Below are 24,683 nucleotides of genomic sequence, written 5' to 3'. Positions count from 1 at the left end.
TGATAGGTGCAATACCCTGATTTGTGGATATTTGAAAAAAATGGTATTCTTAATGCATGACCCGTCAGACCGCCGACCTTAAACAGCAAATCGAGCGAATTTTGCGCTGGGAGCCTTCCCGGCACTGGCGTCCCCGCGATTTTGCGCAACTGAGCGAACGTATTGAACGGCATACGCAGCAGTACGTAGCGGCTCAGGAACTGCAATTGTTCTGGCAATCTTCGGCTGAACCTTCGTCCGGCTTGCTCGATGCGCTGGCCCGTTTCGCTGACTATGATGACTGGACGGATTTCTGCGACCGAAATTTCTACGGAGACGTAACGCTCGATGAAGAAACACAACTGCTCCATGCCCCCATGTGGGAAATTCCGATACGTTGGGTCATTGCTATCTGTTGGCTATCGGTAATTGGTTCAATCGTAGTCGCAGCCTTACTCATCTGGAAACGATAGACGATTCGCCGGTCAGCAACGTTATTAATCAAATGAAAACTGTACGCCGATTCCCGGAGCAACGTAGTGATATTCAGCGTCGGTTACCGTTTATCAATTACTCCTCGTAAATCGCAGGTAAGTCTATAACTTCGTCCTAATTATCAATTTCTTTAAACCACTAATGGTACGTTTCCCGCTCTTTCTGAGTTTGTTAGTGAGTGCTACGTTCGTTTGGGCACAGCCTGTTCCTAAACCGAAAACATCGGCTTCGAAAGCCTCCTCTAGTGCCCTTAATCTAAATCTGCCTATTCCCGTCGATCCAGCCGTTAAGGTCGGAAAATTGCCCAACGGCCTGACGTATTACATCCGCAAAAACGTGGAGCCGAAAAATCGTGCTGAACTGCGGCTGGTGATTCGGGCGGGGTCGGTGCTGGAAACGGATAATCAACAGGGATTGGCGCACTTCATGGAACACATGGAGTTCAACGGCACCAAAAATTTCCCCAAAAACGAACTGGTTAATTTTCTGCAAACAGCCGGCGTTCGTTTCGGTGCCGACCTGAATGCGTATACCGGTTTCGACGAAACAGTGTATCAGTTACCCGTTCCCACCGATTCGGTTAAACTATTTCGGGAAGCGTTTCAGATTCTGGAAGACTGGGCGCACAACGCGACCATCGATCCGACCGAAGTCGATAAAGAACGGGGTGTGGTATTGGAAGAACGTCGGCTTGGGCGCGGGGCCGGTCAGCGGATGCGCGACCAGTATTTTCCGGCTTTATTGAACAATTCGCAGTACTCGAAACGGCTACCCATCGGTACTGAACAGGTGCTGACGACTTTCCGGCCCGAAACGCTACGTGAATTTTACAAAGACTGGTACCGGCCTGATCTGATGGCCGTTATCGCCGTGGGTGATTTCGATACGAAAGAAGTGGAAGGGATCATTCGGGAGAAATTCAGCCGGATTCCAGTCGTAAAGAATCCGAAACCACGTACCGAGTACGAAATTCCGGCGCATAAAGACACGAAAGTGGTTATTGTTACCGATCCGGAGCAGCCAAATACGGTCATTCAGGTTATTTACAAACGCCCTGAAATCAAGGAAAAGAACCTGAACGACCTCCGTGAGGGCATCAAGCGCGGTTTTTTCAACACTATGCTGGGCAACCGGATTCAGGAGTTGACCCAGCGTTCCGACCCGCCATTTCTGGGCGGTTACAGTAATTACAGCGATTTTCTGGGTAATCTGGACGCCTTTACGTCGATTGCGGTGGCGAAGGAAGGCAACGTAGAGAAAGCCATTCGAGCAGTTTTGGACGAAAATGCACGCGTGAAACAGTTTGGCTTTACAGCTACTGAACTGGCGCGGGCGAAACAGGAATTCATGACCAACGTAGAGCAGGCGTATAGCGAACGTAACAAAACCCGTTCGGCCAATTACGTGAACGAGTACGTCCAGAATTTTACGGATAAGGAGCCCTACACAAGCATCGAATTCTACTACGATTTCCTGAAAAAAGTGCAGGATGGCATCAAGCTGGACGAGGTGAATACGTTGGTCGATCTGTTCATCCACAACGATAACCGGGCTGTGATTGTCATGGCTCCCGAAAAAGACAAAGCCAAACTTCCGACCAAAGAGCAGATTTTAACTTACATAGACGAGTCCGGCAAGGGATTGACAGCTTACGAAGACAAAACCCTCAGCAGTCCACTGATTGCCAAAATGCCAACGGGTTCGCCGGTTGTAGATGCAAAGAAAATCAACGATATCAACGTAACAGAATGGAAGTTGAAAAATGGCGTTCGAGTTATCCTGAAGCCTACCGATTTCAAAAACGACCAGATTTTGTTTTCAGCCAATAGTCTCGGTGGTACGTCCCTTTATGACTTTAAGGATTTTCAATCGGCACGCTTTTCCTCTACATTGGCAGCCATGGGCGGCACGGGCGAGTACAGCCAGATTCAATTGGGCAAGTTTCTATCGGGTAAGCAGGTGAGCGTTTACCCGTATGTGGGCGAGTTGAGCGAGGGAATCAATGGAAGCGCGGCTCCGAAAGATTTAGAAACGGCTTTCCAGTTGATTTACAGCTATTTCACTCAGCCTCGGAAAGATGCTGACGTAGTGAAAGGATTTTTGTCGAACCAACGTAGTGGGCTGCAAAATCAGATCAATACACCAACACCTGCCAAAGTGTTTCAGGATACGGTAGCCGTTACGTTAGGCAATAACAATCCGCGTCGGCAGCCGCTCAAACCAGACGATCTCGACAAAATTGACCTCGACCGTGCGCTGAAAATCTATGAAGAACGTTTCGCCAACGGGGGGGACTTTACATTCTTTTTCGTCGGGAATTTCAAGGAAGAACAACTCAAGCCATTGGTAGAAAAGTACCTGGGTGGTTTACCCGCTTCCGACAAAACCGAGAAGTTTAAAGACCTGGAAATTCGTGCGCCAAAAGGTCAATTGAGCAAAACCGTTTATCGCGGACTAGACCCCAAAGCTTCGGTACAACTGGTCTATAGCGGAGATATTACGTGGTCGCCGGAAACGGCTACGCAGCTCGACGCGTTGGGCGAAGTGCTGGAAATCAAATTGTTGGAAAAGCTTCGGGAGGAAGAAGGGGGCGTTTATGGCGTTGGTGCTAGTGCGGCTTATGCAAAATACCCCGTTCCCCGTTATACATTCCGCATCAATTTCGGCTGCTCACCCGACAATGTTGAAAAACTGATCGCCAAAACGCAGGAATTAATCAACGACCTGAAGCAGAAAGGTGCGCTGCCTGCCGACATTGCCAAATTTAAAGCCGAAACCCGTCGCGAAACCGAAGTACAGCTGAAAGACAATCAATTCTGGCTTGGCTACCTGCAAAATCAATACTACAACGGCGACGCACCCGACGAAGTGTTGCATGAAAAAGAGCAATTAGACAAAGTCACCGTCGAAAGCACGAAGGCGGCCGCCAACCAGTATTTCGGTTCAAATTATATTCGACTGGTGCTGATGCCGGAGAAGAAACAGTAAAAAGAATAGCTAGACAACAGTCGATAGTGTTTTGGTGTAAGCCGGAGTTTTGGCCAGTAAAATCACTACTCAAGAACGTAATAGCCCAACCAGAGTTTTTCTGGTTGGGCTATTGATTTTCAGTCCGGAACGTAACGTTTTTGGGCGGAAAAAGGGGAATTATCACGTAACGATTTGGCGGAGTTTTTGCTGCATTTTTATCGTATTAAAATCCCTTCCTAAATCCATCTATGCCATTTCGCTACTTACTTATTTTGCTGGGTATTGTATTCACTACGTCGGCGTTTGCAGATTGTAGAGGCCCTGAATCATTAGCTGCTGCCGATGTTACGTATCAATCGGCTTCGTTGACGTGGAGTTATTTCAGTGGTGATCCATCATTCAAGTTCCAGGTTCAGTGGCGAGCTGCTGGAAGCACAGGATGGACAACCTCGCCGGTATTAACTGCATACTCAACTAGCCTGACAAACCTGACTAATAATACGGCGTATGAATGGCGTGCGCGTACAATTTGTGCTGCCGGCGATACGTCGGTTTTTATAAATGGAATTCCTTTTCTGACAAAATGCGCGACTCCTTATACAAGGAACGTAACAAATATTACCCATCAGTCGGCTCAATTAAGCTGGTATCAGCCGGTAAGCGGTGCTACGTCTGAAGTGTATTGGAGAGCGGCTGGCGAGCCCAACTGGACTATTGTCAGCGGTTTGACAACAGACTTTCTCAACTTGGCGGGTTTACCCGAAGAAACATCGTTCGAATGGCAAGTTCGGACAATTTGTTCAGCCACCGAAAGCTCTGATTTTCTAATAGGTAGTTCTTTCCGTACGCGTTGCCTGCCGCCAACCAATGCACGTACGAAGGGAATTAATCCTGATGCCGTAGAATTAGCCTGGGATAGCCCCACTACCAACGTATCATCTGACATCCAATGGCGACGTGCCGGAACGTCAGCCTGGACGGTGGTAGAAAATATCGGGTCGACGGAGTACACATTAGCGGGCCTGGCGAATTCCACTACGTATGAATGGCAGGTACGTACGGCTTGCTCGTCGACGGACAAATCGACTTTCACCGATATACAGTTAGTGCAGACAAGTTGCCCATTGCCTACGGACGTATCGACACGATCTGTAAGCTATAACTCGGCTGTGCTGGAATGGAAAACGTTTGCGGGTGAGTTGCAATGGCGAGCCGCTGGAACTGCTACGTGGAACGTTGTTTCGAACGTACAATCTCCATATAGCCTGTCGGGCCTGACAAACAACACAACGTATGAATGGCGTGTACGAACGGTTTGTTCGCCATCGGTATCATCGGCCTTTACACCAGCGCAATTAATAACGACGCGATGCACAGCCCCAACCTATACGTTTACTAGTACATCACAATCGAACGGCCTGTACCTCACCTGGAATTCGCCTTCCGGTAATTTATCCGAAATTCAATGGCGAATTGTGGGTGCAACCAGTTGGTCGTCGGTAACCGGCGTCACCGGAAATAACTACCTCTTAACAGGTCTACAGGCTGGAGCAACGTATGAGTGGCGCGTGCGAAGTCAGTGTTCGGATACTGAGTATTCCAATTTCCTGATGGCTCAACCTTATACGTTATATTGCCTTGCGCCTGGCTCTCTTCGTACGGAGAACGCGACAAGAACAGCCATTGATCTTGTTTGGGATTCGCAGGGAGGTGCAACAACGTATGAAGTCCAGTGGCGATCTGTTGGAGCGGCTGGCTGGTTGAGCAGCACGGTTACTACAACCCGTTATAAGTTGACAGAATTGCAACTGGGTACAACTTATGAGTGGCGGGTTCGAAGTGCTTGTTCGAGTACTGCGCTGTCTGATTTTACGTCTTCCCGGACGTTCTCCTTACAATGCGCTAATCCATCCCATCTATACGTTGGTGCTGTAGATATTTCGTCGGCTTTAGTTAGTTGGGATGGGTTTGGAAGTCGCCCTCCTTATGAGCTACAGTATCGTATACAGGGGGCAACTGACTGGACATCGGTAACCAGTTTGACGGCAACAATCTTTTCCCTGACCGGACTGGCGTTTAACACGACGTATGAGTGGCGGGTAGGCTCCGGCTGCTCCATAGACTTCTCGTCTGTACAGATATTTAAAACGCAATGCGCTACGCCAGTAGATCCTGTTGTTTCGACTATCAATTTCAATGCTGTAAGGCTGACGTGGCAAAGCAGCAAAAACAATCTGACTGAGATTCAGTATCGTGAAACAGGCGCTGCTACTTGGATTAGTGTCGTTACAAAAGGTAATGAACCAATTTTTGAAGACGGTAGCTGGTCTTCGAACCAAAGCTATTCGCTTTATAATCTACCAATTGGCAAAACGTATGAATGGCGGATCAGGACGCAGTGTACTACGTCGATTTATTCAGATTTTGTGAATGGACAGCCCTTCAGCTCTGACTGCCCTGCGCCAGTGCCTTTAAACGCTGTTCAGCAATCGACTACATCGCTAAGGATCTTTTGGTATGCGTCTGCCTTACCTACCGAATATGATTTGCAATGGCGTTCTGTCGGAAGCCCCGTCTGGAACGAAGTGAATGGAATTACAGGTAGTAGCTATGACCTGACAAATCTGACTAACGGCCTAAATTATCAATACCGACTTCGGCAGGCGTGTTCAGCGGGTGTAGTTTCCGATTATTCATCGACTTTCACGGCTACGTTAGGTTGTATTGCGCACTACGTACCTGACCAAACTTTATTGCCTAACACAGCTGTACAGTTGAATTTTGACTGGTCGAACAGTGTCTATAATGCTGACCTTGTGAATGAATTGCAATACAGAAATAACACTTCTGGTGCATGGACTACGATTTCTGGAATTACAGGTACTACGTACTCGCTCACCGGTTTAACACCAAACACGACGTATGAGTGGCGGGTAAGAAAACAGTGTTCGCCCACTGTTTTCTCTGATTTCTCGGTTTCGTCGTCGTTTGTCTGGACATGTTCCCCCCCTCAACCAACAGGCTCCTCGGTGAATGCCAATTCTGCTACGTTACGGTGGCGAAATTATTCACCATACATGCCTTCGTACGTAGTACAATGGCGGGTAGTAGGTGCAACGAACTGGTCGAGCGTAACGGTGCCGGGCGATAGGCTTGAAATGGTATACTCTTTAACCGGGCTAGCAAACAATACTGTATACGAGTGGCGGGTGGCCACTGACTGTGGCAATGGTAATTTGTCTGATTTTTCAGCCCCGGTATCGTTTCAAACCGCCTGTCCAGCGGTCACATATATAGGTTATTCTTATCCGGGGTACAACACTGCGCAGCTTAACTGGCCGACTGTGAACCTGTCAGTAGGCCAAACCTATACCGTTCAATACCGGATTGCTGGCCGTGTAATCTGGTCGGAGCTGACGGGTATTACGTCGGGAAATGCCCTGATAACCGGTTTAGCTGGTAACACAAATTATGAATGGCGTATAAAAACCTATTGTGGAGAAAGTGGAGCCGCGCTGTTTTCACAAACTGGTACGTTTACAACGCAATGCCAAAATCCGGCGAATGTCAACGTCTCCGATCTTACGTCCCGCTCATTCTTAATAAGCTGGACGAATAGAGCTGATAATACGGCCGTAAATTTATTAGTGCGCTCTCTGGCAGAAAATGGCTCCTGGGTTAACACCATTTCTGTCAATGGACTCACTAGTTCTGCGTATTTAGTGACAAACCTCACCCCTGGTGCTACCTACGATTTCCAGGTTCGGGGCGTTTGTGATGTCAACACATTGGCTGATAATTCGGGGTATTCAAATCCTATAACTACTCCTGGTAGTCAATCTGCTCTCAATATAGGAGTGGATAGTATGTCCTATCAGACAGCCCGACTTAACTGGTCGGATGGGCCTGAATCTACTAACTACGTCCTGCAATGGCGTACACGTAACGGAAGCTGGAACACAACCGGCTCCCTGTCGACGAAGCGATACTTACTGATGGGTTTAACGCCAAACACGACCTATGACGTTCGAGTTAGCTATGTTGATAACGCAGGTGTAGCGCATGAAGCAAGTACCAGTTTTGTTACTACGTGTTTGTACCCGTCCAATCTATCAACCACTCAAATTCGGTCGAACTCGGCTCAGTTAAGCTGGGTTACCCTCGGTTGGCCAGTTACGATACAATGGCGGGTGGCTGGCGTTTCTAACTGGCAATCAGTAACAGGTATAACTAGTAATACCTATTCATTAACTGGTCTGACCAATTATACCATCTATGAATGGCGGGTAGTAACCAGGTGCTCAGACAACGTAATGAGTCCTTCGTCAACGGCCCTATTCAGAACAATTTGCCAGATGCCAACTTCCACCGAAACACGTAACGAGGCCACCCAGTCTGCCCAACTTAGCTGGATTGGTTCGGGCTCAATCTACTCGATTCGGTATCGGGTTATCGGCGAAACTACCTGGACAACGCTTTCCGGAATAACGAGTACTACGTATTCACTCACCGGCTTAATGAACAATACAGATTATGAATGGGCTGTCACGACTGTTTGTGAGCCTACTACATCATCACTATACACCAGTCCAACACGCTTCAAAACACAATGTAAACCCCCGACTAATTTGCGCAGTGCCGGTGGAAAACCCAATCGGACTTATTTGAAATGGGACGGGGGCGAATCAACGTATCAGATCGATTGGAGACCGGTGGGTAGTAGTTCCTGGACGACGATACCGGATGCTACGTCCCCTTACTTATTGACAGGGCTTACGAACGATACGTCTTATGAGTGGCGGGTGCGTGGGGTCTGCGCAGGTAGCCTTAGCGCTCCTGCTGAGTTTCTGGTACATTGCTATTATGATGGTTATGAATATAAATATCAGCCAGACGTAACAGCTAATTCGGCTCAACTCAATTGGAGTTCCGATAATTACCCTCTCTATGACCTGCGCTGGCGAAAGCTGGGTGATTCAAACTGGACGAACGTAGCAGGCATTACTACGTTGCCTTATAAGTTGACTAGCTTGGCGAATAATACAGTTTATGAATGGCAGATACGTAGTGATTGCCAGACTGACTTCGGTACGTCAGCATTTTTCCTGACGCGCTGTGGTTCGACCAATCGGTTATGGACAGAGAATCTAAGTACGACATCCATTCTGTTCCGCTGGAATGAGTCGGGTGACGGAGTTGGGTATCAGCTACGATGGCGGGCCGTTGGCAGCTCCGACTGGAACACAATTTCCAATATTAATGAAACTCGTTTTCTGCTCACTAATCTGACGAACAATACGTCGTATGAATGGCAGGTTAGCTCTCAGTGTGGCGATGAAACCAATTTTCAGCTAACGGCTTTCTTTAAAACCCTGAACAACTGCCCTTTCGGTTTACACACGCTACGTGACGGCTCGTGGGATGACCCCACAGTCTGGTCATGTAATCGAGTACCTGATTTCGCGGATTTGGTGGAGGTTAACCACGTGGTTAATGTGCCCGCTAATCAGACGGCTAAAGCCTTAACGATACGTTACGGAGAAGCCGCCCGAATCACTTTTGGTAGCGGTGCTACGTTGCGATTGAAGCCCTGAACTTACGTATGCCATTAATCCAAGTAATGGCATACGTGATACTACTAATTATTGACTATTGATTCAACCGCTACGTTCGTTTGCTTGATAGCTGCCATGCCGCCTTCTACGTTCACTACGTTCTGGAAACCGCGCGCTTTCAGAATAGAGTTGGCTACCATAGACCGATAGCCACCCGCACAGTGAACGTATACGGGTTCGTTACGTTGAATCTCGGTCATGTGGTCGTTTAACGTATCGAGAGGCATGTTTGCGGCCCCTGCTACGTGTTCGTCGGAAAACTCAATGGGTTTCCGTACATCGACTACTGCTACGTTATTATGTGGCTGCCAGCGGGTGGCGAATTCTTCTGCTGAAATGGACTCAATGGTATCCACTTCTTTTCCTGCCTGCTGCCAGCTCGTAAATCCACCATCTAGGAAACCGATGCAGTTATCGTAGCCGACTCGGGCTAAACGTAACACGGTTTCTTCTTCCTGACCTGCGGGCGTAACGAGCGCAATCGGCTGTGTTACGTCGGGAATAAGCGAACCGACCCAGGGCGCAAATTGCCCATTCAGGCCAATGTTGATAGCATTGGGAATAAATCCTTTCGCGAAATCGACGGCGTTACGTACGTCCAATACCAAAGCCCCTGTTTCGTTAACGGCGGCTTCGAACGCATCAGGTGAGAGGGACTGGCTACCGCGTTGCATCACTTGGTCAATGGGTTCGTAGCCTTCTTTGTTCAGGCGGGCGTTTTCGGCAAAATAGGCAGGGGCCGCCGTGAGTCCATCCAGCACTTTTTCGATAAACTCTGACTTCGATTTTGCCTGAAGCGCGTAGTTAAATCGTTTCTGGTTGCCCAACGTATCCGTAGTTTCCTTACTCATGTTTTTGCCACAGGCCGAACCCGCACCATGTGCCGGATACACGATTACATTGTCGGCCAATGGTATGATCTTCTCATGAAGGCTGTCGTAGAGCATGCCCGCCAGATCTCGTTCTGTCAACTCACCTTTAATAGCCAGATCGGGGCGGCCAACGTCGCCGATGAACAACGTATCACCGGTGAAGATGGCGTAATCGTTTCCAGATTCGTCGATGAGCAGGTACGTGGTGGATTCGAGCGTGTGACCGGGCGTGTGAAGAACTTTTATCGTTACGTTACCCAGCGCAAATGTTTCGCCATCCTGAGCCAGATAAACTGAATAGTTTGTGTTGGCATTGGGCCCGTACACAATCGTAGCACCTGTTTTCTGGGCTAAATCCAGGTGTCCTGAAACAAAGTCGGCGTGGAAGTGAGTTTCAAAAACGTATTTAATGGTAGCTCCAGCTTTTTGGGCTTTCCGAGTGTAAGGCGTCGTTTCGCGAAGTGGGTCGATGATGGCCGCTTCGCCGTTGCTTTCGATATAATAAGCTCCCTGCGCCAGGCAACCCGTATACAATTGTTCGATAATCATACGTAACGCGAACCTCTGGTCCGCAGTCAATGTCAGTTTAGTAGTGCGGACCAGAGGCTGGGAAGTCAGTCCGACTGCGTTACAGAATTTCTCTCAGAATCATGTAGGTTGCTACCAGCAGCACAAACCAGCCGAAGCCTTTCTTGAGTTTTTCGGGAGCCACAAAGCGGGCGAAATACATCCCAACGAAAATACCGATGATAGATAAACCCGTAAACGGTAGCAGAAAATTCCAGTTCAGTTCGGTGTGGTGAATATCGCCCAGAAAACCAACGAATGAATTGATAGCGATAATCAACACCGACGTAGCAACCGCCCGCTGAATGGGCAATCCTGCCAGCAAAACCAGCATAGGTACGATAAGAAAGCCGCCACCAGCACCAATAGTACCCGTGAGTACTCCAACGGCTAGACCATCAAGGGCCAGATTTCGATAGCGCGGGCGACCATCGGCGGCTTCACCCTCTTCGGGCCGGTCGCTACGTATCATGGCGCGTGCCGCCAAAATCATTACAATGGCAAAGAAGTAAAGAATAGCATCACTTTTCGATAAGACAAACTTCCCCAACTGAAACATGGGGTCGGGGAGGGCAGGTACCAGAAATCGGCGGCTCAGATAAACCGAAACAAACGAAGGTAGAGCAAACGCCAACGTAACACGCAGATTGACCCGTTTTCCCCAGATGTGATTCAGTGAACCGACGAACGACGTAGTACCGACAACGAACAGTGAATACGTAGTGGCTAGTATAGTCGGGATATGAAAAACGTAAATGAAAATAGGTACCGTCAGAATAGACCCTCCACCCCCCGCCAGACCAATAACCAGTCCGACGACAATTGCTGATGCATATCCAAATAATTCCTGTATACTCATGCAGTGACAAAACTACTGATAACTTTTTGTCATGCTGAGGAACGAAGCATGACAAATCCGCTCATTTAGGTTTCGTTCATAGCCCTACAATGAAAAACCCCTCGACGTAGTACCGAGGGGTTTTTCAGTATGATGATCAGGAAAGAAAATTATTCCTGCGGTTTGTTCAGATTGCTGTGATGACGGCTATAAGCGAAGTAAACAATCAGTCCAAGAATACCCCATACTACGAACGTGATTTTTGTATCGGTACGTAGATTCCACATCAGGTACAGGTTAGCCAGAATACCTAACGTAGCAATGACCGGGAGGGCTGGCGTACGATACGGACGCTCCAGATTGGGTTCGCGGACACGTAGCAGCCAAACCGCGCCACAAATCATGGCAAAAGCAAACAACGTACCCGAACTGGTAAGCTGCGATACCTTATCGATAGGCGTGAGCGCTGCGACAATCGACACAATAGTACCCACGAAAATGGTGCTTTTCCAGGGCGTTTTGAAGGTCGGGTGAATAGACGCAAACAGGTTCTTTGGCAGAAGACCATCTTTCGCCATCCCCAGGAAAACCCGCGTCTGGCCGAGCATCATCACAAGCATTACGGACGTAAGACCGGCAATGGCTGCAATGGTAATCAGGTAAACCGCCCAGGTTAAACCGGCATCGGCAAAAGCCTGTGCCACAGGAGCTTTAAGGTCTAACGTATCGTATTTCACCATACCCGTCAGCACGAGTGAAACCAGGATGTATAGAGCGGTACAGATAAGCAGGGAGGCAATAATAGCAAACGGTACGTCCTTCTTGGGGTTGATGGCTTCGCCAGCCTGTGTCGAAACGGCGTCGAAGCCGATATACGCGAAGAACACAATCCCGGCGGCTGTGACAATTCCCGGCCAGCCATAGTGCGTTTGACCCGTTTCATCAACTACGGCAGGGGGTATAAACGGTGTCCAGTTTGCAGTATCGACGAAAAAATAGCCAGCTATAATGACAAAAATGACGGTTGCCACTTTTACGATCACAATCAGGTTGTTCGTACTGGCGGCTTCTTTAATTCCTTTTACCAGAATATACGTAACAACGATTACGATCAGGAAGGCAGGCAAATTCATGGCAAACGTGAAATCAGGTACGGCGGTCCCGGCGGCACGTAACGCATCAGCCTTTTCATGCGCTGTTACCGGGTCATTCATTAGCCATATGGGCGGTTCTATGTGGAATAGATGGAGAAATTTCTCGAAATACCCCGACCAGCTTACGGCCACCGTCGTAGCACCCATCATGTATTCCAGAATGAGGTTCCAGCCAATCAGCCACGCAAACAATTCCCCAACCGTACCGTACGAATAAGCGTAAGCCGAACCTTCAACTGGCAGAATGGAAGCGAATTCAGCGTAGCACAGGGCCGCAAACGTACAGGCTACCCCCGCGATGATAAAGGCCAGGGCCAGCGCAGGGCCTGCCCACTCACGAGCGGCAATACCAGTCAATACGAAAATACCTCCCCCGATAACGGCACCAATACCTAATGAGGTTAGCCCCCAGCGGGTTAGTACGCGTTTAAGTTCACTTTTTTGAGCATCAGCCGCATAAGCTGAAAGCGGCTTTTTGCGCATAACGCTCGTATTAACTGGTCTTAGTTTAGTTTCCATGCAGAAGGAGTATTCGTTTGGTGATTGTGTCTTTTTGAAAAAGATTGTTGGGTGAAACGTTCGGGAAAGATACAAAAAATAAAGAGTGAAAGAACGAAAGAGTGAAAGTGCGAGAAAAAATTGCCGGATGGCTCTCGCACTTTCACTCTTTCGTTCTTTCACTCTTTAAATTACGATTGTGAAGGACGTATCAGCGGCTTTTTGTCTTTCTTCTCTTTCTTGGCCGTAAACTCTTCGGGCGTAGCTGGAGCAGCCGTGGTGAAGTCGGCTGGTATCGCATCGAAACCGGTTTTCTTCTCCAGTTTGGCTGGTAAAGCATCTTCTTTATCCTGATCGCGGCTCAGCGCGTCAACCACAATCGGCGTAGCAACGAACAGCGACGAATACGTACCAACGATTACACCAATCAGCATGGCGAACGAGAAGCCTCGAATGGTTTCGCCACCGAAAATAAACAGAACCAACAGAACCAGAATGGTCGAGAAACCCGTTACGGCTGTCCGACTTAACGTACTGTTCAGGGCGTTGTTGATAATCGTCGGAATGCTTTCTTTCTTACCCCGGTTTTCGGCCAGGTATTCCCGTACGCGGTCAAAAACGACGACTGTATCGTTCATCGAATAACCCATAATCGTGAGCAACGCGCCGACAAACGCCTGATCGACGTCAAGCGAGAACGGTAGAAGTCCGTTGAAAATCGAGAAGATAGCCAGGATAATCAAGACGTCGTGGAACATGGCCACAACCGCACCATAGCCGAACGCCAGCCGTTTGAAACGAATCAGAATGTAAGCGAATACAACGGCCACAGCCAACAGAATCGACCATAAAGCTGAAGTCAGAATGTCGTAAGCGATGGTTGGACCAACTTTTTGCGAGCTTTCTATTTTGGCCGGGTTGCCTTTTAAGCTGCTCAAACCCTGATAGATAGCCGCTTCGGCCTTTTTGTCAGCTCCCTGCGAATTATCGTCAATCAAATAAGGCGTCGTTACTTTCACCTGATTTGCGCCGATACCAGTTCCACCATAGGTTTTTACTTCTGGCGATGCGCCTAGTACGCCTTCCAATGAGTGCCGAACGTCATCAGTGCTTACCGATTTTTCAAAGCGTACTACGTATGAACGACCACCTTTGAAATCGACACCCAGGCCAAACCCTTTGATAAGCACCGAAATGATACCAGCCGCAATAATGACTGACGATACGGTGTAGTACAGTTTCCGGCGTGAAACGAAATCGAAGTTGGAATCGGCAAACAGATTCTTGGCCCACGATGACGTAAACGTGAGCGTTTGTCCGTTACGTATGTAATATTCCAGAATGAGCCGTGTAATAAAGATCGCGGCAAACAACGAGGTCAGAATACCGATGATCAACGTAGTGGCAAAGCCCAGAATCAGACCCGTTCCGAAGATGAACAGGACGATACCAGTCAGGAAGGTCGTTACGTTCGAGTCGATGATCGACGACATGGCGTTCTTAAAACCATCAGCCACCGCAATCTTAAACCCTTTTCCTTCGGCCAGTTCTTCTTTGATACGTTCGAAAATCAGTACGTTGGCGTCAACGGCCATACCAATCGACAATACAATACCGGCAATACCTGGCATGGTCAGTACGGCACCCAGCGACGCCATTACGCCCAACAGGAAGAACAGGTTGACAATCAGTGCTACGTCGGCAATTAGACCGGCGCGGTTGTAATAGAACACCACAAAACCCAGTACCAGCAAAATACCCACCAGCGACGAAAGTACGCCAGCACTAACAGCCTCTGAACCTAACGTAGCACCGACAACGCTTTCTTCCACGATATTCGTTGGAGCAGGCAACTTACCGGCTTTCAGTACGTTGGCCATGTCTTTGGTTTCCTCTACGGTGAAGTTTCCCGAGATGCTCGAACGTCCATTTGGAATTTCGTTCTGTACGTTTGGCGCGGTGTAAACCAAATTATCAAGCAGAATAGCTACCGGACGATTTACGTTAGCAGCTGTCAGATTCCGCCATTTACGGGCACCTTCCGCGTTCATGTTCATCGTTACTTCCGGACGGCCACGGTCGTCGTAGTCATTTGTAGCATCCGTAATAACATCACCTTCAAGCGGAGCACGACCGCCGAGTTTTTTCAGGAAATAAAGCGGCAGAATTTCTTTGCCATCGGTCGCTTTGAACGTCTTACGATCCCACGCAAAAACGGCATCAGCTGGGAACAAGCCCCGTACTTCAGAAGCATTCAAAACAGCGTTGGCACGGGCGGTGTCTTTCAGATAAACGCCCAATTGATCCTGGCCAACTGGCAGGAATAATTGCGTAAGGGCCGTTCCCTGAGCGGCAGCAGCTGCCGTATCGTTTTTCGCTTTACCCGTCGAATCAGTTTTGCTACCCTGCGCGAGCTGAGTTTCCAGGCTTGACGCACCTTTAGCGGCTGTACCTGCGGCTGGCGTAGTGGTTTTCAAAGCGGCTTTCCGGGCAGTTTCTTCACGTAGCAGATACGCGCCAATACCTTCAATGGCTGGAGCCAGTTCATTCAGGCGGTAAACTTCGGTAAATTCAAGTTTAGCAGCGCCCGTCAGCAGGCGACGGATACGCTCAGGATTATCAACACCTGGCAATTCGATCTGAATACGACCTGAACCGGGTAAACGCTGTATGTTTGGGTTAGCTACGCCGAATTTATCGACCCGCGCCTGAATGATCTGGTACGCCCGTGTGATAGCACCATTTACTTCATCATTTAACAGTTTCCGTACTTCGGTGTCCGACGACTGGAAATTGATTTTGCTACGGTTGGCGCTGGTTGCGAAAACACTAGCCAGACGAGTATCAGGAGCCAGTTTTTTGAAATTGTTGGCAAATAAATCTACGAAGTTGGTGTTGCTCGTTTTTTGGTCTTCAAGTGCCTGTTTCAGTGCCTGACTAAATTTGGGGTCACGGTTGTTGCCCGACAGGCTGCGTAGAATGTCAGCAGGAGAAACCTCGAGTACTACGTGCATACCACCCTGAAGGTCAAGACCCAGACCTAACTCGCGTTCGGTAACTTCCTGCAACGTACTACCTAAAAAAACAGGCTCTTTCCAAAGCGAATCGAGATAATGTTGCTTTTTATTGCGATCAACAATACCTTGTTTATTAGTTGCGTAAGCCTCGGCATCAGCTTTGATATTTCGCGAGACGAACGTAAACGACAGGAAGTAGATGCAAATAGCTGCAATAACCCCTGTCAGAATGAGAATTCCGGTTTTGTTTTGCATGATTTATAACAAGCAGATAGCTTGTTAGGAAAAGATAAATTAGTAGAAAATGAGAGAAATAATTTGACTACCAGGCTCAAAACCTGGTGCTACCACTAGGGCGCATTAGTGGCAATGTGGTGGCCGAAGACGTGCCGGAAATAAGAGAAATAAAAATGCGGAAGCGTAAAATGCCGAAGCAGCGGAACGCTTAGCAGCAGCAGGATAATTAACGTAGGAGCCGGCAACAGGAAGGCTGTTTGCCCTGAATCACCCAGTTGAATCGCTGGTGTTACAACCGCTTCAAATTGGGCCGAACTCAGTTGGGCGTCGTTGGTGTGATCAGCAGTTTTACCCGATTTGCTTTGCTCGGCAACCGCTTTTTTCGCTGAAAGAGCTTTTTCGGATGCGGAATGCTGACTCCATACTGCCGTGAAAAGCAGCAGAGTGGCGAGCAGAAGGCTGGAAAGACGTTGTATGACGCGCGGTTGCTTCATAAATTTCCTTAGCGGATGACAAATTTCGTACCATTTTCATTAGAATCCAATAGGCTGACCAACCGATTTTGAAAACCGGTCGAAGCTGGCAGGGTTTATAGGAAATAATGTACCTTGCGCCTATGAATCTGCAGGAATTTATTCAATTAGCCCTGGCCGAAGACATTGGCGACGGCGATCATACTTCCCTTTCTACTATTCCGGCCGACGCCCAGAAACGGGCCCGTTTATTAGTCAAAGAAACGGGTATTCTGGCTGGCGTGTACGTAGCAAAAGCCATTTTTGCCGAAGTCGATCCCAACTTTGTTGTCGACGTACTGATACAAGATGGAGCTTCTATCAAACCCGGCGACATTGTACTGACGGTGAGCGGAAATGCACGTAACATCCTCACCGCCGAGCGCCTGGTGCTCAACTGCATGCAGCGGATGAGCGGCATCGCCACGCACACCCGCGAACTGGTGAATCTGCTGGAAGGTACGCGGGCGAAGCTATTGGACACCCGCAAAACCACGCCTAATTTCCGGATTTGTGAGAAAATGGCCACCAAAATCGGCGGGGCAGTAAATCATCGCTTCGGATTGTATGACATGATCCTGATTAAAGACAACCACGTCGATTATGCGGGAGGTATTGAAGCGGCCATCACCAAATCAGTAGTTTATCTGAAAGAAACGGGTCGTCAGCTACGTATTGAAGTAGAAACCCGCAACCGGGCCGAAGTAGAAGAAGTGCTACGTGTCGGGCAAATCGATATTATTCTCCTTGACAATTTCTCACCCGAAGGCATTCGCGAAATGGTACGTCTTATCGATGGCCGTTTTATCACAGAAGCATCGGGCGGCATCGACGAAACAAACCTACGGGCCTACGCCGAAACGGGCGTCGATTTCATTTCATCGGGAGCACTTACGCATCAGGTTAAAAGCCTGGATTTAAGCTTGAAAGCGTACTGAAAAGGCCCCGACAGCCAGAGCCTGTCGGGGCCTCCTCACTTTGCTGGATTCTCATCAATGCCTAGCCGGGGTAGGGGCGGATTCAATAATCGTGGGATTACTTTGACACGGAAAACTTTCGTGCCTGCTACGTCAAAATCGCAACTGTAGAACTGTCGTTGTTTCACGCCCCGATATACCGCCGTATAATTCACTTTGGGTGGCCAGTTGTTTAGAGCTAACTCAGCCGTTAGTGCATCTACTGCTTTCCGGAGATTTGAAAAGAACGTAACGGTAGGCTCGCGATGACGTAGCGTCGTCAACGAGCCTACATATTGGACCGTAACTTCATAAATCACCCTGCTTCCTAGGCGAAGTCTTGAGTCTTTTTGAGCTGTGTCGACTAAATCTTGCATAATCGAAAATAATACGAAAAACTATGCCACTATTTTTCAGTGTGTAAACTTTTCTGCTAAGTCAGGAGTTTCACTTTCAATTCCCGCAAACTAAACGCCCGACTGTTTCCGCAGCCGGGCGTTTTTGTAAACAACAAGCGTCGACCAATTGGTCGACGCTTGTTGTTTGGTATGTGAATGATTAACGATTAATCATTTTACAATATTCATTTATTTCTTGTACATCACCGTATCAACAGCCTGCAAGGTGCGCTTTACGTTGGGGAGAATCGCTTCAATCAACGTAGGCGCGTAGGGGAGTGGTAAATCCATGCTATTGACACGTACCACCGGCGCATCCAGATAATCGAACGCATTACGTTGGATATTGTAGGTCAGTTCCGATGAAATAGCTGCCAGCGGCCAGGCTTCTTCTACAATCACGCAACGATTGGTTTTCTTCACCGAATTGATAATTGTCGCGTAATCAATCGGACGGACCGAACGAAGGTCAATCACTTCGGCCGAAACGCCGTTTTTCGCCAGTTCTTCAGCAGCCGCAAGAGCAACTTTCATAATTTTGCCGAACGAAACAATCGTTACGTCGTTTCCTTCGCGTACTATGTTGGCCTGGCCAATTGGAATTAAATATTCTTCTTCAGGCACCTGGCCTTTGTCGCCGTACATCAATTCCGACTCCATGAAAATAACGGGGTCGTTATCGCGAATGCAGGATTTCAATAAACCTTTGGCGTCATAAGGGTTCGAAGGAACCACTACTTTCAGCCCCGACGTATTGGCAAACCAGTTTTCGAAGTTCTGCGAGTGCTGCGATGACAACATACCGGCATTACCCGTCGGGCCCCGAAATACAATCGGACACGAGTATTGTCCGCCCGACATCGACATTACTTTAGCCGCCGAGTTAATGACCTGATCGATAGCGACCAGCGAGAAATTGAATGTCATAAACTCGATAATGGGCCGCAGTCCGTTTATTGCCGAACCAACGCCAATACCGGCAAAACCTAATTCGGCAATGGGCGTATCGATAACGCGTTCCGGGCCGAATTCGTCGAGCATGCCCTGACTGACTTTATAAGCACCATTGTATTCGGCAACTTCTTCGCCCATCAGGTAAACAAGTGGGTCCCGGCGCATTTCTTCCTGCATGGCCTCGCGTAGGGCTTCGCGGAATTGTATTTCTCTCATAATGAGCTTATTGATTCGTGTTAGTAGCTACCTCAGTACGTCTGCGTTCAGGGTGAGGTGGCCAAACGTCGGTCAAAATTAGGCAAAATGCCCTGATTCATCAAATTAGACGGGTGGTTTGGTAATCATCTCTTTTACGAAATTCTAACCCATAAAAAAGAAGAGTAGTAATCTTACTTTATTTGACTGCTCACTAACGTAACGCTGGCAAGTGATAACCACTCAACCGGCCGCTACGTTGGTATGAATAGAATGAATACGCTGCCTCATTGATCTAAGGAGTTAGTTGCAACGGGCGTTCAGATTATAGTGTAATTGCCTGCCAAGGTTCGGATAAACAGGCTGTGGAAACCCGCTGCTCGCTAGTTAGCGGAACTGTAAATTCCAGGAAGGTTGTTGCAGGAGTAATGCTAACCGACGTAGTACTGTTATAGCCAGCAAATGCGCCAATATCGGTTCTGCCCGTGGCTGCTCCCTGAGCAATTGACCCCGGCGCTAAGCGGAAATTGATATCGACCTGCGGATTACCCGATGCAAAAATTGTTCCCCAGTTCGCCCCATTTATGTTACCATTTCCAATAGGAAGGTATGACATACAATTTATGTCGTAACAGAAGGTTGTCGCTACGTTGTCGGTTTTATACGTATTGATTATTGTGTTGGTAACCGTACTATTTGCCAGATTGGCGTTTTGGATGACGTGGTAACAAGACATCTAAGTTTTCTTATTATCAGTACATAGTCAATCAACGCTTAACTAAACCCTTAATTCTCTTTCTGAAATCGGCGGTTTTCTCAATGAACTATAGCAGATGCTACGCTCCATCTGAAACGCTTATGGCTGATACGTAAACATAGCTTATGAATCTGGTGTTGAAATTTCGGTAAGGGGCGAATCAAAGGCCACACTTTTTCGTTGATAACCTTGCGAATTATTCTTCTTGCAAAGCCCGATTTTCGGGGCCAAATTCGCGCCTGTTTTTCAGAATTTCGAACTAAAAGAGGTACACTACGTAGGACTATCCATTTTCATGCGCCGAATCCAGGGATGAAGACATACTATGACCTGATTGATCAGACATTTGAATTCCCGACGCGGGAGTTCAACGTTGAAAACAATGAGCTGATGTTCAATAATGTTCCGTTGATGGACATTATCAAGGAGTACGGTACGCCCTTAAAACTGACGTACTTACCCAAAATTACCGAGCATATTGAACACGCAAAAATCCTGTTCAAAAACGCGATGAAGCGGTACAACTACAAAGGCAGCTATACGTACTGCTATTGTACAAAGTCGTCGCATTTTCGGTTTGTGCTGGAAGAGGCCCTCAAGAATAATATCCATCTCGAAACATCGTCGGCTTACGATATTCCCATTATTCGGGAGTTATATAAGATGGATAAGGTTTCCAAGAGTACATATATTATCTGTAACGGCTACAAACGACCGTTATACACGCAATACATCAGCGAACTGATTAATGAAGGATTCTCGAACTGTATTCCTGTTCTTGATAATCTGAAGGAAATTGAGGCCTATGAAAATTCGATAACGGCTGAAACAGTGAATTTCGGAATACGTATCGCTACCGACGAGGAACCGAATTTTGCGTTTTATACGTCCCGGCTGGGCATTCGCTATAGCGATGTGAATGAATTGTACCGAAACAAGATTCAGCCGAATGAGCGGTTTAAGCTCAAAATGCTGCATTTCTTTATCAACACAGGAATTAAAGACAGCGCTTATTACTGGAGTGAGTTGAGCCGGTTCATGTATAAATATTGCGAACTGCGCAAAATCTGCCCCGACCTCGATTCGATTGATATTGGTGGCGGGATGCCGATTCAGACGTCGTTTCAGTTTACGTACGATTATCAGGCCATGATCGACCAGATTGTGGAAAGTATTCAGTGGATTTGCAATAAAAACAACGTACCAGTACCGCATATTTTCACCGAATTTGGTTCATACACGGTTGGCGAAAGCGGGGCGGTTATTTACCGGGTAATCGATCAGAAGTTGCAGAACGACAAAGAGTTGTGGTACATGATCGACGGCTCTTTTATAACGCAACTACCCGACTCGTGGGGGTTGGGTCAGAAATACATCATGCTATCGGTCAATAACTGGGAAAATCCGTATCAGAAAGTGAACCTGGGCGGCCTGACCTGCGATTCGCACGATTTCTATAATACAGAAGCCCACAGCGCCGACTTATACCTGCCTATTTTCGATCAGGATGCTGAGGAACAGTACGTTGGCTTGTTTCACACAGGTGCTTATCAGGAATCACTCGGTGGTTATGGGGGTATTCAGCATTGTCTGATTCCGGCTCCGCAACACGTTATTGTCGATAAAGACGAGAACGGCAATTTGCGCACACGCCTTTTTGCGCCTGAACAGAACAGCGAAGTAATGCTGAAAATTCTGGGTTATGGAGGAGCCGAACCCGGCATGACCGAACTGGAAGCAACCGAAGCTGCCGAAGAGCGCGAGGAAGAGTTAATCAAGGAAGAAAATTGATACGTTGTTTGTCATGCTGACGCAGCCGTTTTGAATTTATTCGCAACTGTTAAGGGAAGAAGCGACCGTTGGTACAAAATAATGACGATCTGTACAATTTTTGGCATTATATTCGTTTCAAAATCTGAAGATTAAGCGTAAATAAGGACGATTATATTCATGAAAAAATTACTGATTTTGGGGGCTGTGCTGGCGACATTGTCGCTTGGGTCGTGTGCACGGAAAGCAAACTGCCCGGCTTATGGCAGTGTACAGAAGCCTGCTTCAGCGCAGGTTCGGGTTTAACGAAACGATTTTGAGCGAAAAAGCCACCCTTTTTTACGGAAAAGGGTGGCTTTTTCGTTATTAATTATAGTCTTGAAGGGCTGTATAAGTACGTAGTATTCGCACAAGGCTTTCTATCAAAAAGTTTAGAGGTTGTTGCTTAGTTGCTGAAAGGCAACCCGGTAGCTCACAATTTTCTACTATAGTAGCATTCTGCTGACGTATTGCCATAGGTGTATTTACCCTTTTTTCATGTCAATTGTTAGTAAAATACATCTTACCTGAAACCTAAAGTGACTTTCTAATGAAGTTATAGTCTGATAGAGAATAGATACTTGAAATAATATGAAGGTAGTTAATATGGAGAAAGATGAAAAAGTAAGACGGAACCGGGTAAAGACCACCCAACGTATCGTTGAAGCCCTGGAAGAAGTTATCGCTGAACGAGGGCTGGAAGGTGTTGGGGTAAACCGGGTAGCCGAAAAAGCCAATGTAAGTAAAGTGTTGATTTACCGGTACTTCGGCGGCATGGAAGGCCTGCTGGAGTATTATGTAAAAATGGGTAAATTATTTCCAGTATTCACAACCACCGTGCTTGATCAGATTCGCCCACTGCACGAATCGGACGTAGCACGCATCTGGTATCGCCAGGTGATTCAAACGTATCGATACTTCCGTACGTTTAAAGCAGCCCGCGAAATCATCAAGGCCAGTGTTATTGAAAATGATTCGATTGCTGAAACAACCGCCCGCGCTCAGGACGAAGAAATGACTCGTCTTGTCAGTCAGCTATCTTTTGTGAAAGGTGCCGATATCCAGGCCATTTCAGCAGTTGTCATTGGTGCAATGAATTATCTCACCATCATGGCACAAAATGACCGGACCATGATCAGCATCGACCTGCGAAGTGAGGAAGGTTGGCAACGAATTGAGAGTGCTGTTAAAACTATCTACATCGCACTGAATAAACTGGCAATCAGCTCAAAAGAAGTTGAATTAGAGCTTCAGTCTGCGCACCTGCCAATTGCTCAGTGGTAGATTGCTACAGTTATTTCGAGATTCACTTAGTGGTCAACATATTGTACATTCTTTGCTGAATAACAGGCATATAGAATGCTTGTCGGCTTAGCTGTCGCCAGCGTGAATCACTATCATTAATTTTTTTTGTTTCGATATTCCTCTTTCACCATATACTATAAGAGCTAAACAAGTCATTGTTTAGCTCTTTTTTATTAACTGTAACTTTATACACAGAAAAATCTATCGAACAGCAACGTCCGATTTTCGGGCCTTGATTTTTTCAATTACCCATTTGCCGACTTTTTCGCCTTCTGCCTGCCCATTCACCAGGGCCGAACGGTAGTGAATACCACCATACATCCGACTAATGGAAGCTTCATCCGCTGCATGTCGGAAAGACGTGAATGAGCGCACACCATGACCGTATTTAAACTCTGTTGAGTCTGTAAAATTAATGTTATTGCCTATAAGCTGAGTGAGCACCGTAGCCGCTGCCGTCGAAATCACGCTGTGTCCGCTGGGGTATTCGGGGAATGGGGGCGTTTGTAGAAAGGGCGTCCACTTGGCGTCGATATATTTATTAATAACTGTTTCAGGGCGAACGGTTTTGGTTCTGTATTTCTCGTCCCAGCATGAAATAAATCCGTCGCTCAGCGCAAACGAAGTCAGCGCGTAGGCTTCAACAGTACGTATCATATTCATTTTTTTCAGACGGGTTACCGTTTGGGCAATGGCAAGCCAGTGACCACCTGGTGTCATTTTTTTGCTGGCATATGTTACGTGCCCTGCTACGTTCATAACAAAGGCGTTGTCGTCCCAGAAATAGGCAATATCTTGTTTTTGTTTATCAAGATTTTTCCCGGTCTGATACACCTCATCCAGCTCTTTTTCGTAGGGGCTGCCTTTTGTCAAACTGTAGGCCGATGGGCGAGGTGGCATGAACTGATTGCACGTATCCATTGCCCAACAGCGAATTTTATTCCATTGAGGCTCAGCCGCATCCATATAGGCTGGTGGCGTGGGTACCCAGGTTCCTTCTTCGTTCGTAACGGTATGTTTAAAGCCGCGTGTTTGTTTGTAGTTGTCTTTGGCCGCATAATCTAGAATATGCTTAGCAACTGCCTCTCCGTAAGCCATCGAGCGTTCATACACCTCATCTGGTACGCCGTCTTTCTTATACTGCTCATAGAATGATTTCTCGAACTCATCGTAAAAAGGGACTGAAAACGTCAGTGCCCGTGCCACTGTAAGAAAAGCTCTTGTACTGGCCAATGGAAAACAGTATTCTTTGCCAGGCTCTGGTTTCGGACCCGATTGAAACCGCTTCAACTTGCCACCTAACGATTCATATTGCGCATCGAAAGGCACGAGCGCTTCATAGCCTGCCAGATTGGCGTATGAATAAATCCGACTGGCTACTGGCGGAGAGAAAATATCGTGAATAATAACGTCTGTCAGCTTGTTCAGGGCTGCGTTATAATATTCAGGATTGGCGGCTTTGGCGTTATATTCGGCTGGAGTTGACTTTTTGCAACCGACAAACCCGACTAGGAAAAGTATAAACAGACAACTAAATCGAACGAAAGCTTTCATA

General features: G+C 47.5%; 16 protein-coding genes. 7 read left to right on the top strand and 9 right to left on the bottom strand.

Annotation, left to right across the window (positions count from 1 at the left end):
• Positions 1 to 56: 56 nt before the first annotated feature.
• The 3 genes from IC229_RS23625 to IC229_RS23615 all read left to right on the top strand — a co-directional run bounded on the left by IC229_RS23625 (position 57) and on the right by IC229_RS23615 (position 9,038).
• Positions 57 to 452 carry a hypothetical protein gene (locus IC229_RS23625; protein WP_190889498.1) on the top strand — a complete coding sequence of 132 codons (396 nt, stop codon included), beginning with the start codon at positions 57 to 59 and terminating at the stop codon, positions 450 to 452.
• A gap of 163 nt (positions 453 to 615) precedes the next feature.
• Positions 616 to 3,462: a M16 family metallopeptidase gene (locus IC229_RS23620; protein WP_190889497.1), complete on the top strand. Its 2,847-nt coding sequence runs from the start codon at positions 616 to 618 to the stop codon at positions 3,460 to 3,462.
• A gap of 230 nt (positions 3,463 to 3,692) precedes the next feature.
• On the top strand, positions 3,693 to 9,038 hold the full coding sequence (locus IC229_RS23615) for a fibronectin type III domain-containing protein (RefSeq protein WP_190889496.1): 5,346 nt from the start codon (positions 3,693 to 3,695) through the stop codon (positions 9,036 to 9,038).
• Between the two features lie 44 nt (positions 9,039 to 9,082).
• Here IC229_RS23615 and IC229_RS23610 read toward each other — a convergent pair whose 3' ends face one another.
• The 5 genes from IC229_RS23610 to IC229_RS23590 form a co-directional block, all read right to left on the bottom strand.
• Positions 9,083 to 10,480, bottom strand: a complete 1,398-nt coding sequence (locus IC229_RS23610; protein WP_190889495.1) for an MBL fold metallo-hydrolase — start codon at positions 10,478 to 10,480, stop codon at positions 9,083 to 9,085.
• Between the two features lie 79 nt (positions 10,481 to 10,559).
• Positions 10,560 to 11,357 carry a sulfite exporter TauE/SafE family protein gene (locus IC229_RS23605; protein WP_190889494.1) on the bottom strand — a complete coding sequence of 266 codons (798 nt, stop codon included), beginning with the start codon at positions 11,355 to 11,357 and terminating at the stop codon, positions 10,560 to 10,562.
• A 149-nt stretch (positions 11,358 to 11,506) separates the two neighbouring features.
• Positions 11,507 to 13,009 (bottom strand): APC family permease, encoded by a 1,503-nt coding sequence (locus IC229_RS23600; RefSeq protein WP_190889493.1) that lies wholly within the window; start codon positions 13,007 to 13,009, stop codon positions 11,507 to 11,509.
• Positions 13,010 to 13,179: 170 nt separating this feature from the next.
• Positions 13,180 to 16,260, bottom strand: a complete 3,081-nt coding sequence (gene secDF / locus IC229_RS23595; protein WP_190889492.1) for a protein translocase subunit SecDF — start codon at positions 16,258 to 16,260, stop codon at positions 13,180 to 13,182.
• Positions 16,261 to 16,355: 95 nt separating this feature from the next.
• On the bottom strand, positions 16,356 to 16,736 hold the full coding sequence (locus tag IC229_RS23590) for a hypothetical protein (RefSeq protein ID WP_190889491.1): 381 nt from the start codon (positions 16,734 to 16,736) through the stop codon (positions 16,356 to 16,358).
• Between the two features lie 122 nt (positions 16,737 to 16,858).
• On the opposite strand from IC229_RS23590, the gene nadC reads away from it, so the two are divergent.
• A complete protein-coding gene (gene nadC / locus IC229_RS23585) occupies positions 16,859 to 17,692 on the top strand; it encodes a carboxylating nicotinate-nucleotide diphosphorylase (protein WP_190889490.1) in 834 nt (277 codons plus the stop codon).
• 35 nt (positions 17,693 to 17,727) lie between these two features.
• Here the strand turns inward: nadC and IC229_RS23580 are convergent, their stop codons facing one another.
• The 3 genes from IC229_RS23580 to IC229_RS23570 form a co-directional block, all read right to left on the bottom strand.
• Positions 17,728 to 18,087, bottom strand: a complete 360-nt coding sequence (locus tag IC229_RS23580; protein WP_190889489.1) for a hypothetical protein — start codon at positions 18,085 to 18,087, stop codon at positions 17,728 to 17,730.
• 210 nt (positions 18,088 to 18,297) lie between these two features.
• Complete coding sequence (locus tag IC229_RS23575; protein WP_190889488.1) at positions 18,298 to 19,278, bottom strand: pyruvate dehydrogenase complex E1 component subunit beta; 981 nt, start codon at positions 19,276 to 19,278, stop codon at positions 18,298 to 18,300.
• Between the two features lie 304 nt (positions 19,279 to 19,582).
• Positions 19,583 to 19,993: a hypothetical protein gene (locus IC229_RS23570; RefSeq protein ID WP_190889487.1), complete on the bottom strand. Its 411-nt coding sequence runs from the start codon at positions 19,991 to 19,993 to the stop codon at positions 19,583 to 19,585.
• 333 nt (positions 19,994 to 20,326) lie between these two features.
• On the opposite strand from IC229_RS23570, the gene IC229_RS23565 reads away from it, so the two are divergent.
• The 3 genes from IC229_RS23565 (at position 20,327) to IC229_RS23560 (ending at position 23,107) form a co-directional block, all read left to right on the top strand.
• Entirely contained in the window at positions 20,327 to 21,805 is a 1,479-nt protein-coding gene (locus IC229_RS23565) for a type III PLP-dependent enzyme domain-containing protein (RefSeq protein ID WP_190889486.1), read from the top strand.
• Between the two features lie 159 nt (positions 21,806 to 21,964).
• Positions 21,965 to 22,090: a hypothetical protein gene (locus IC229_RS35790; RefSeq protein ID WP_262893406.1), complete on the top strand. Its 126-nt coding sequence runs from the start codon at positions 21,965 to 21,967 to the stop codon at positions 22,088 to 22,090.
• A gap of 324 nt (positions 22,091 to 22,414) precedes the next feature.
• Positions 22,415 to 23,107: a TetR/AcrR family transcriptional regulator gene (locus IC229_RS23560; protein WP_190889485.1), complete on the top strand. Its 693-nt coding sequence runs from the start codon at positions 22,415 to 22,417 to the stop codon at positions 23,105 to 23,107.
• A gap of 222 nt (positions 23,108 to 23,329) precedes the next feature.
• Here IC229_RS23560 and IC229_RS23555 read toward each other — a convergent pair whose 3' ends face one another.
• The gene (locus tag IC229_RS23555; RefSeq protein WP_190889484.1) at positions 23,330 to 24,682 is read right to left on the bottom strand and encodes a vanadium-dependent haloperoxidase; all 1,353 of its coding nucleotides are present in this window, start codon (positions 24,680 to 24,682) and stop codon (positions 23,330 to 23,332) included.
• Position 24,683 lies beyond the last annotated feature (1 nt).

It is taken from the genome of Spirosoma profusum (assembly GCF_014699005.1).
GTDB classification, from domain to species: Bacteria; Bacteroidota; Bacteroidia; order Cytophagales; family Spirosomataceae; genus Spirosoma; species Spirosoma profusum.
The sequence above is the reverse complement of the archived record's forward strand: the minus strand, read 5'-3'. Positions and strand labels throughout refer to the sequence as shown.

Coding starts and splice junctions, on each gene's coding strand:
- IC229_RS23625 (WP_190889498.1), top strand. CDS start 57: ATGACCCGTCAGACCGCCGACCTTAAACAGCAAATCGAGCGAATTTTG.
- IC229_RS23620 (WP_190889497.1), top strand. CDS start 616: ATGGTACGTTTCCCGCTCTTTCTGAGTTTGTTAGTGAGTGCTACGTTC.
- IC229_RS23615 (WP_190889496.1), top strand. CDS start 3,693: ATGCCATTTCGCTACTTACTTATTTTGCTGGGTATTGTATTCACTACG.
- IC229_RS23610 (WP_190889495.1), bottom strand. CDS start 10,480: ATGATTATCGAACAATTGTATACGGGTTGCCTGGCGCAGGGAGCTTAT.
- IC229_RS23605 (WP_190889494.1), bottom strand. CDS start 11,357: ATGAGTATACAGGAATTATTTGGATATGCATCAGCAATTGTCGTCGGA.
- IC229_RS23600 (WP_190889493.1), bottom strand. CDS start 13,009: ATGGAAACTAAACTAAGACCAGTTAATACGAGCGTTATGCGCAAAAAG.
- secDF (WP_190889492.1), bottom strand. CDS start 16,260: ATGCAAAACAAAACCGGAATTCTCATTCTGACAGGGGTTATTGCAGCT.
- IC229_RS23590 (WP_190889491.1), bottom strand. CDS start 16,736: ATGAAGCAACCGCGCGTCATACAACGTCTTTCCAGCCTTCTGCTCGCC.
- nadC (WP_190889490.1), top strand. CDS start 16,859: ATGAATCTGCAGGAATTTATTCAATTAGCCCTGGCCGAAGACATTGGC.
- IC229_RS23580 (WP_190889489.1), bottom strand. CDS start 18,087: ATGCAAGATTTAGTCGACACAGCTCAAAAAGACTCAAGACTTCGCCTA.
- IC229_RS23575 (WP_190889488.1), bottom strand. CDS start 19,278: ATGAGAGAAATACAATTCCGCGAAGCCCTACGCGAGGCCATGCAGGAA.
- IC229_RS23570 (WP_190889487.1), bottom strand. CDS start 19,993: ATGTCTTGTTACCACGTCATCCAAAACGCCAATCTGGCAAATAGTACG.
- IC229_RS23565 (WP_190889486.1), top strand. CDS start 20,327: ATGAAGACATACTATGACCTGATTGATCAGACATTTGAATTCCCGACG.
- IC229_RS35790 (WP_262893406.1), top strand. CDS start 21,965: ATGAAAAAATTACTGATTTTGGGGGCTGTGCTGGCGACATTGTCGCTT.
- IC229_RS23560 (WP_190889485.1), top strand. CDS start 22,415: ATGAAGGTAGTTAATATGGAGAAAGATGAAAAAGTAAGACGGAACCGG.
- IC229_RS23555 (WP_190889484.1), bottom strand. CDS start 24,682: ATGAAAGCTTTCGTTCGATTTAGTTGTCTGTTTATACTTTTCCTAGTC.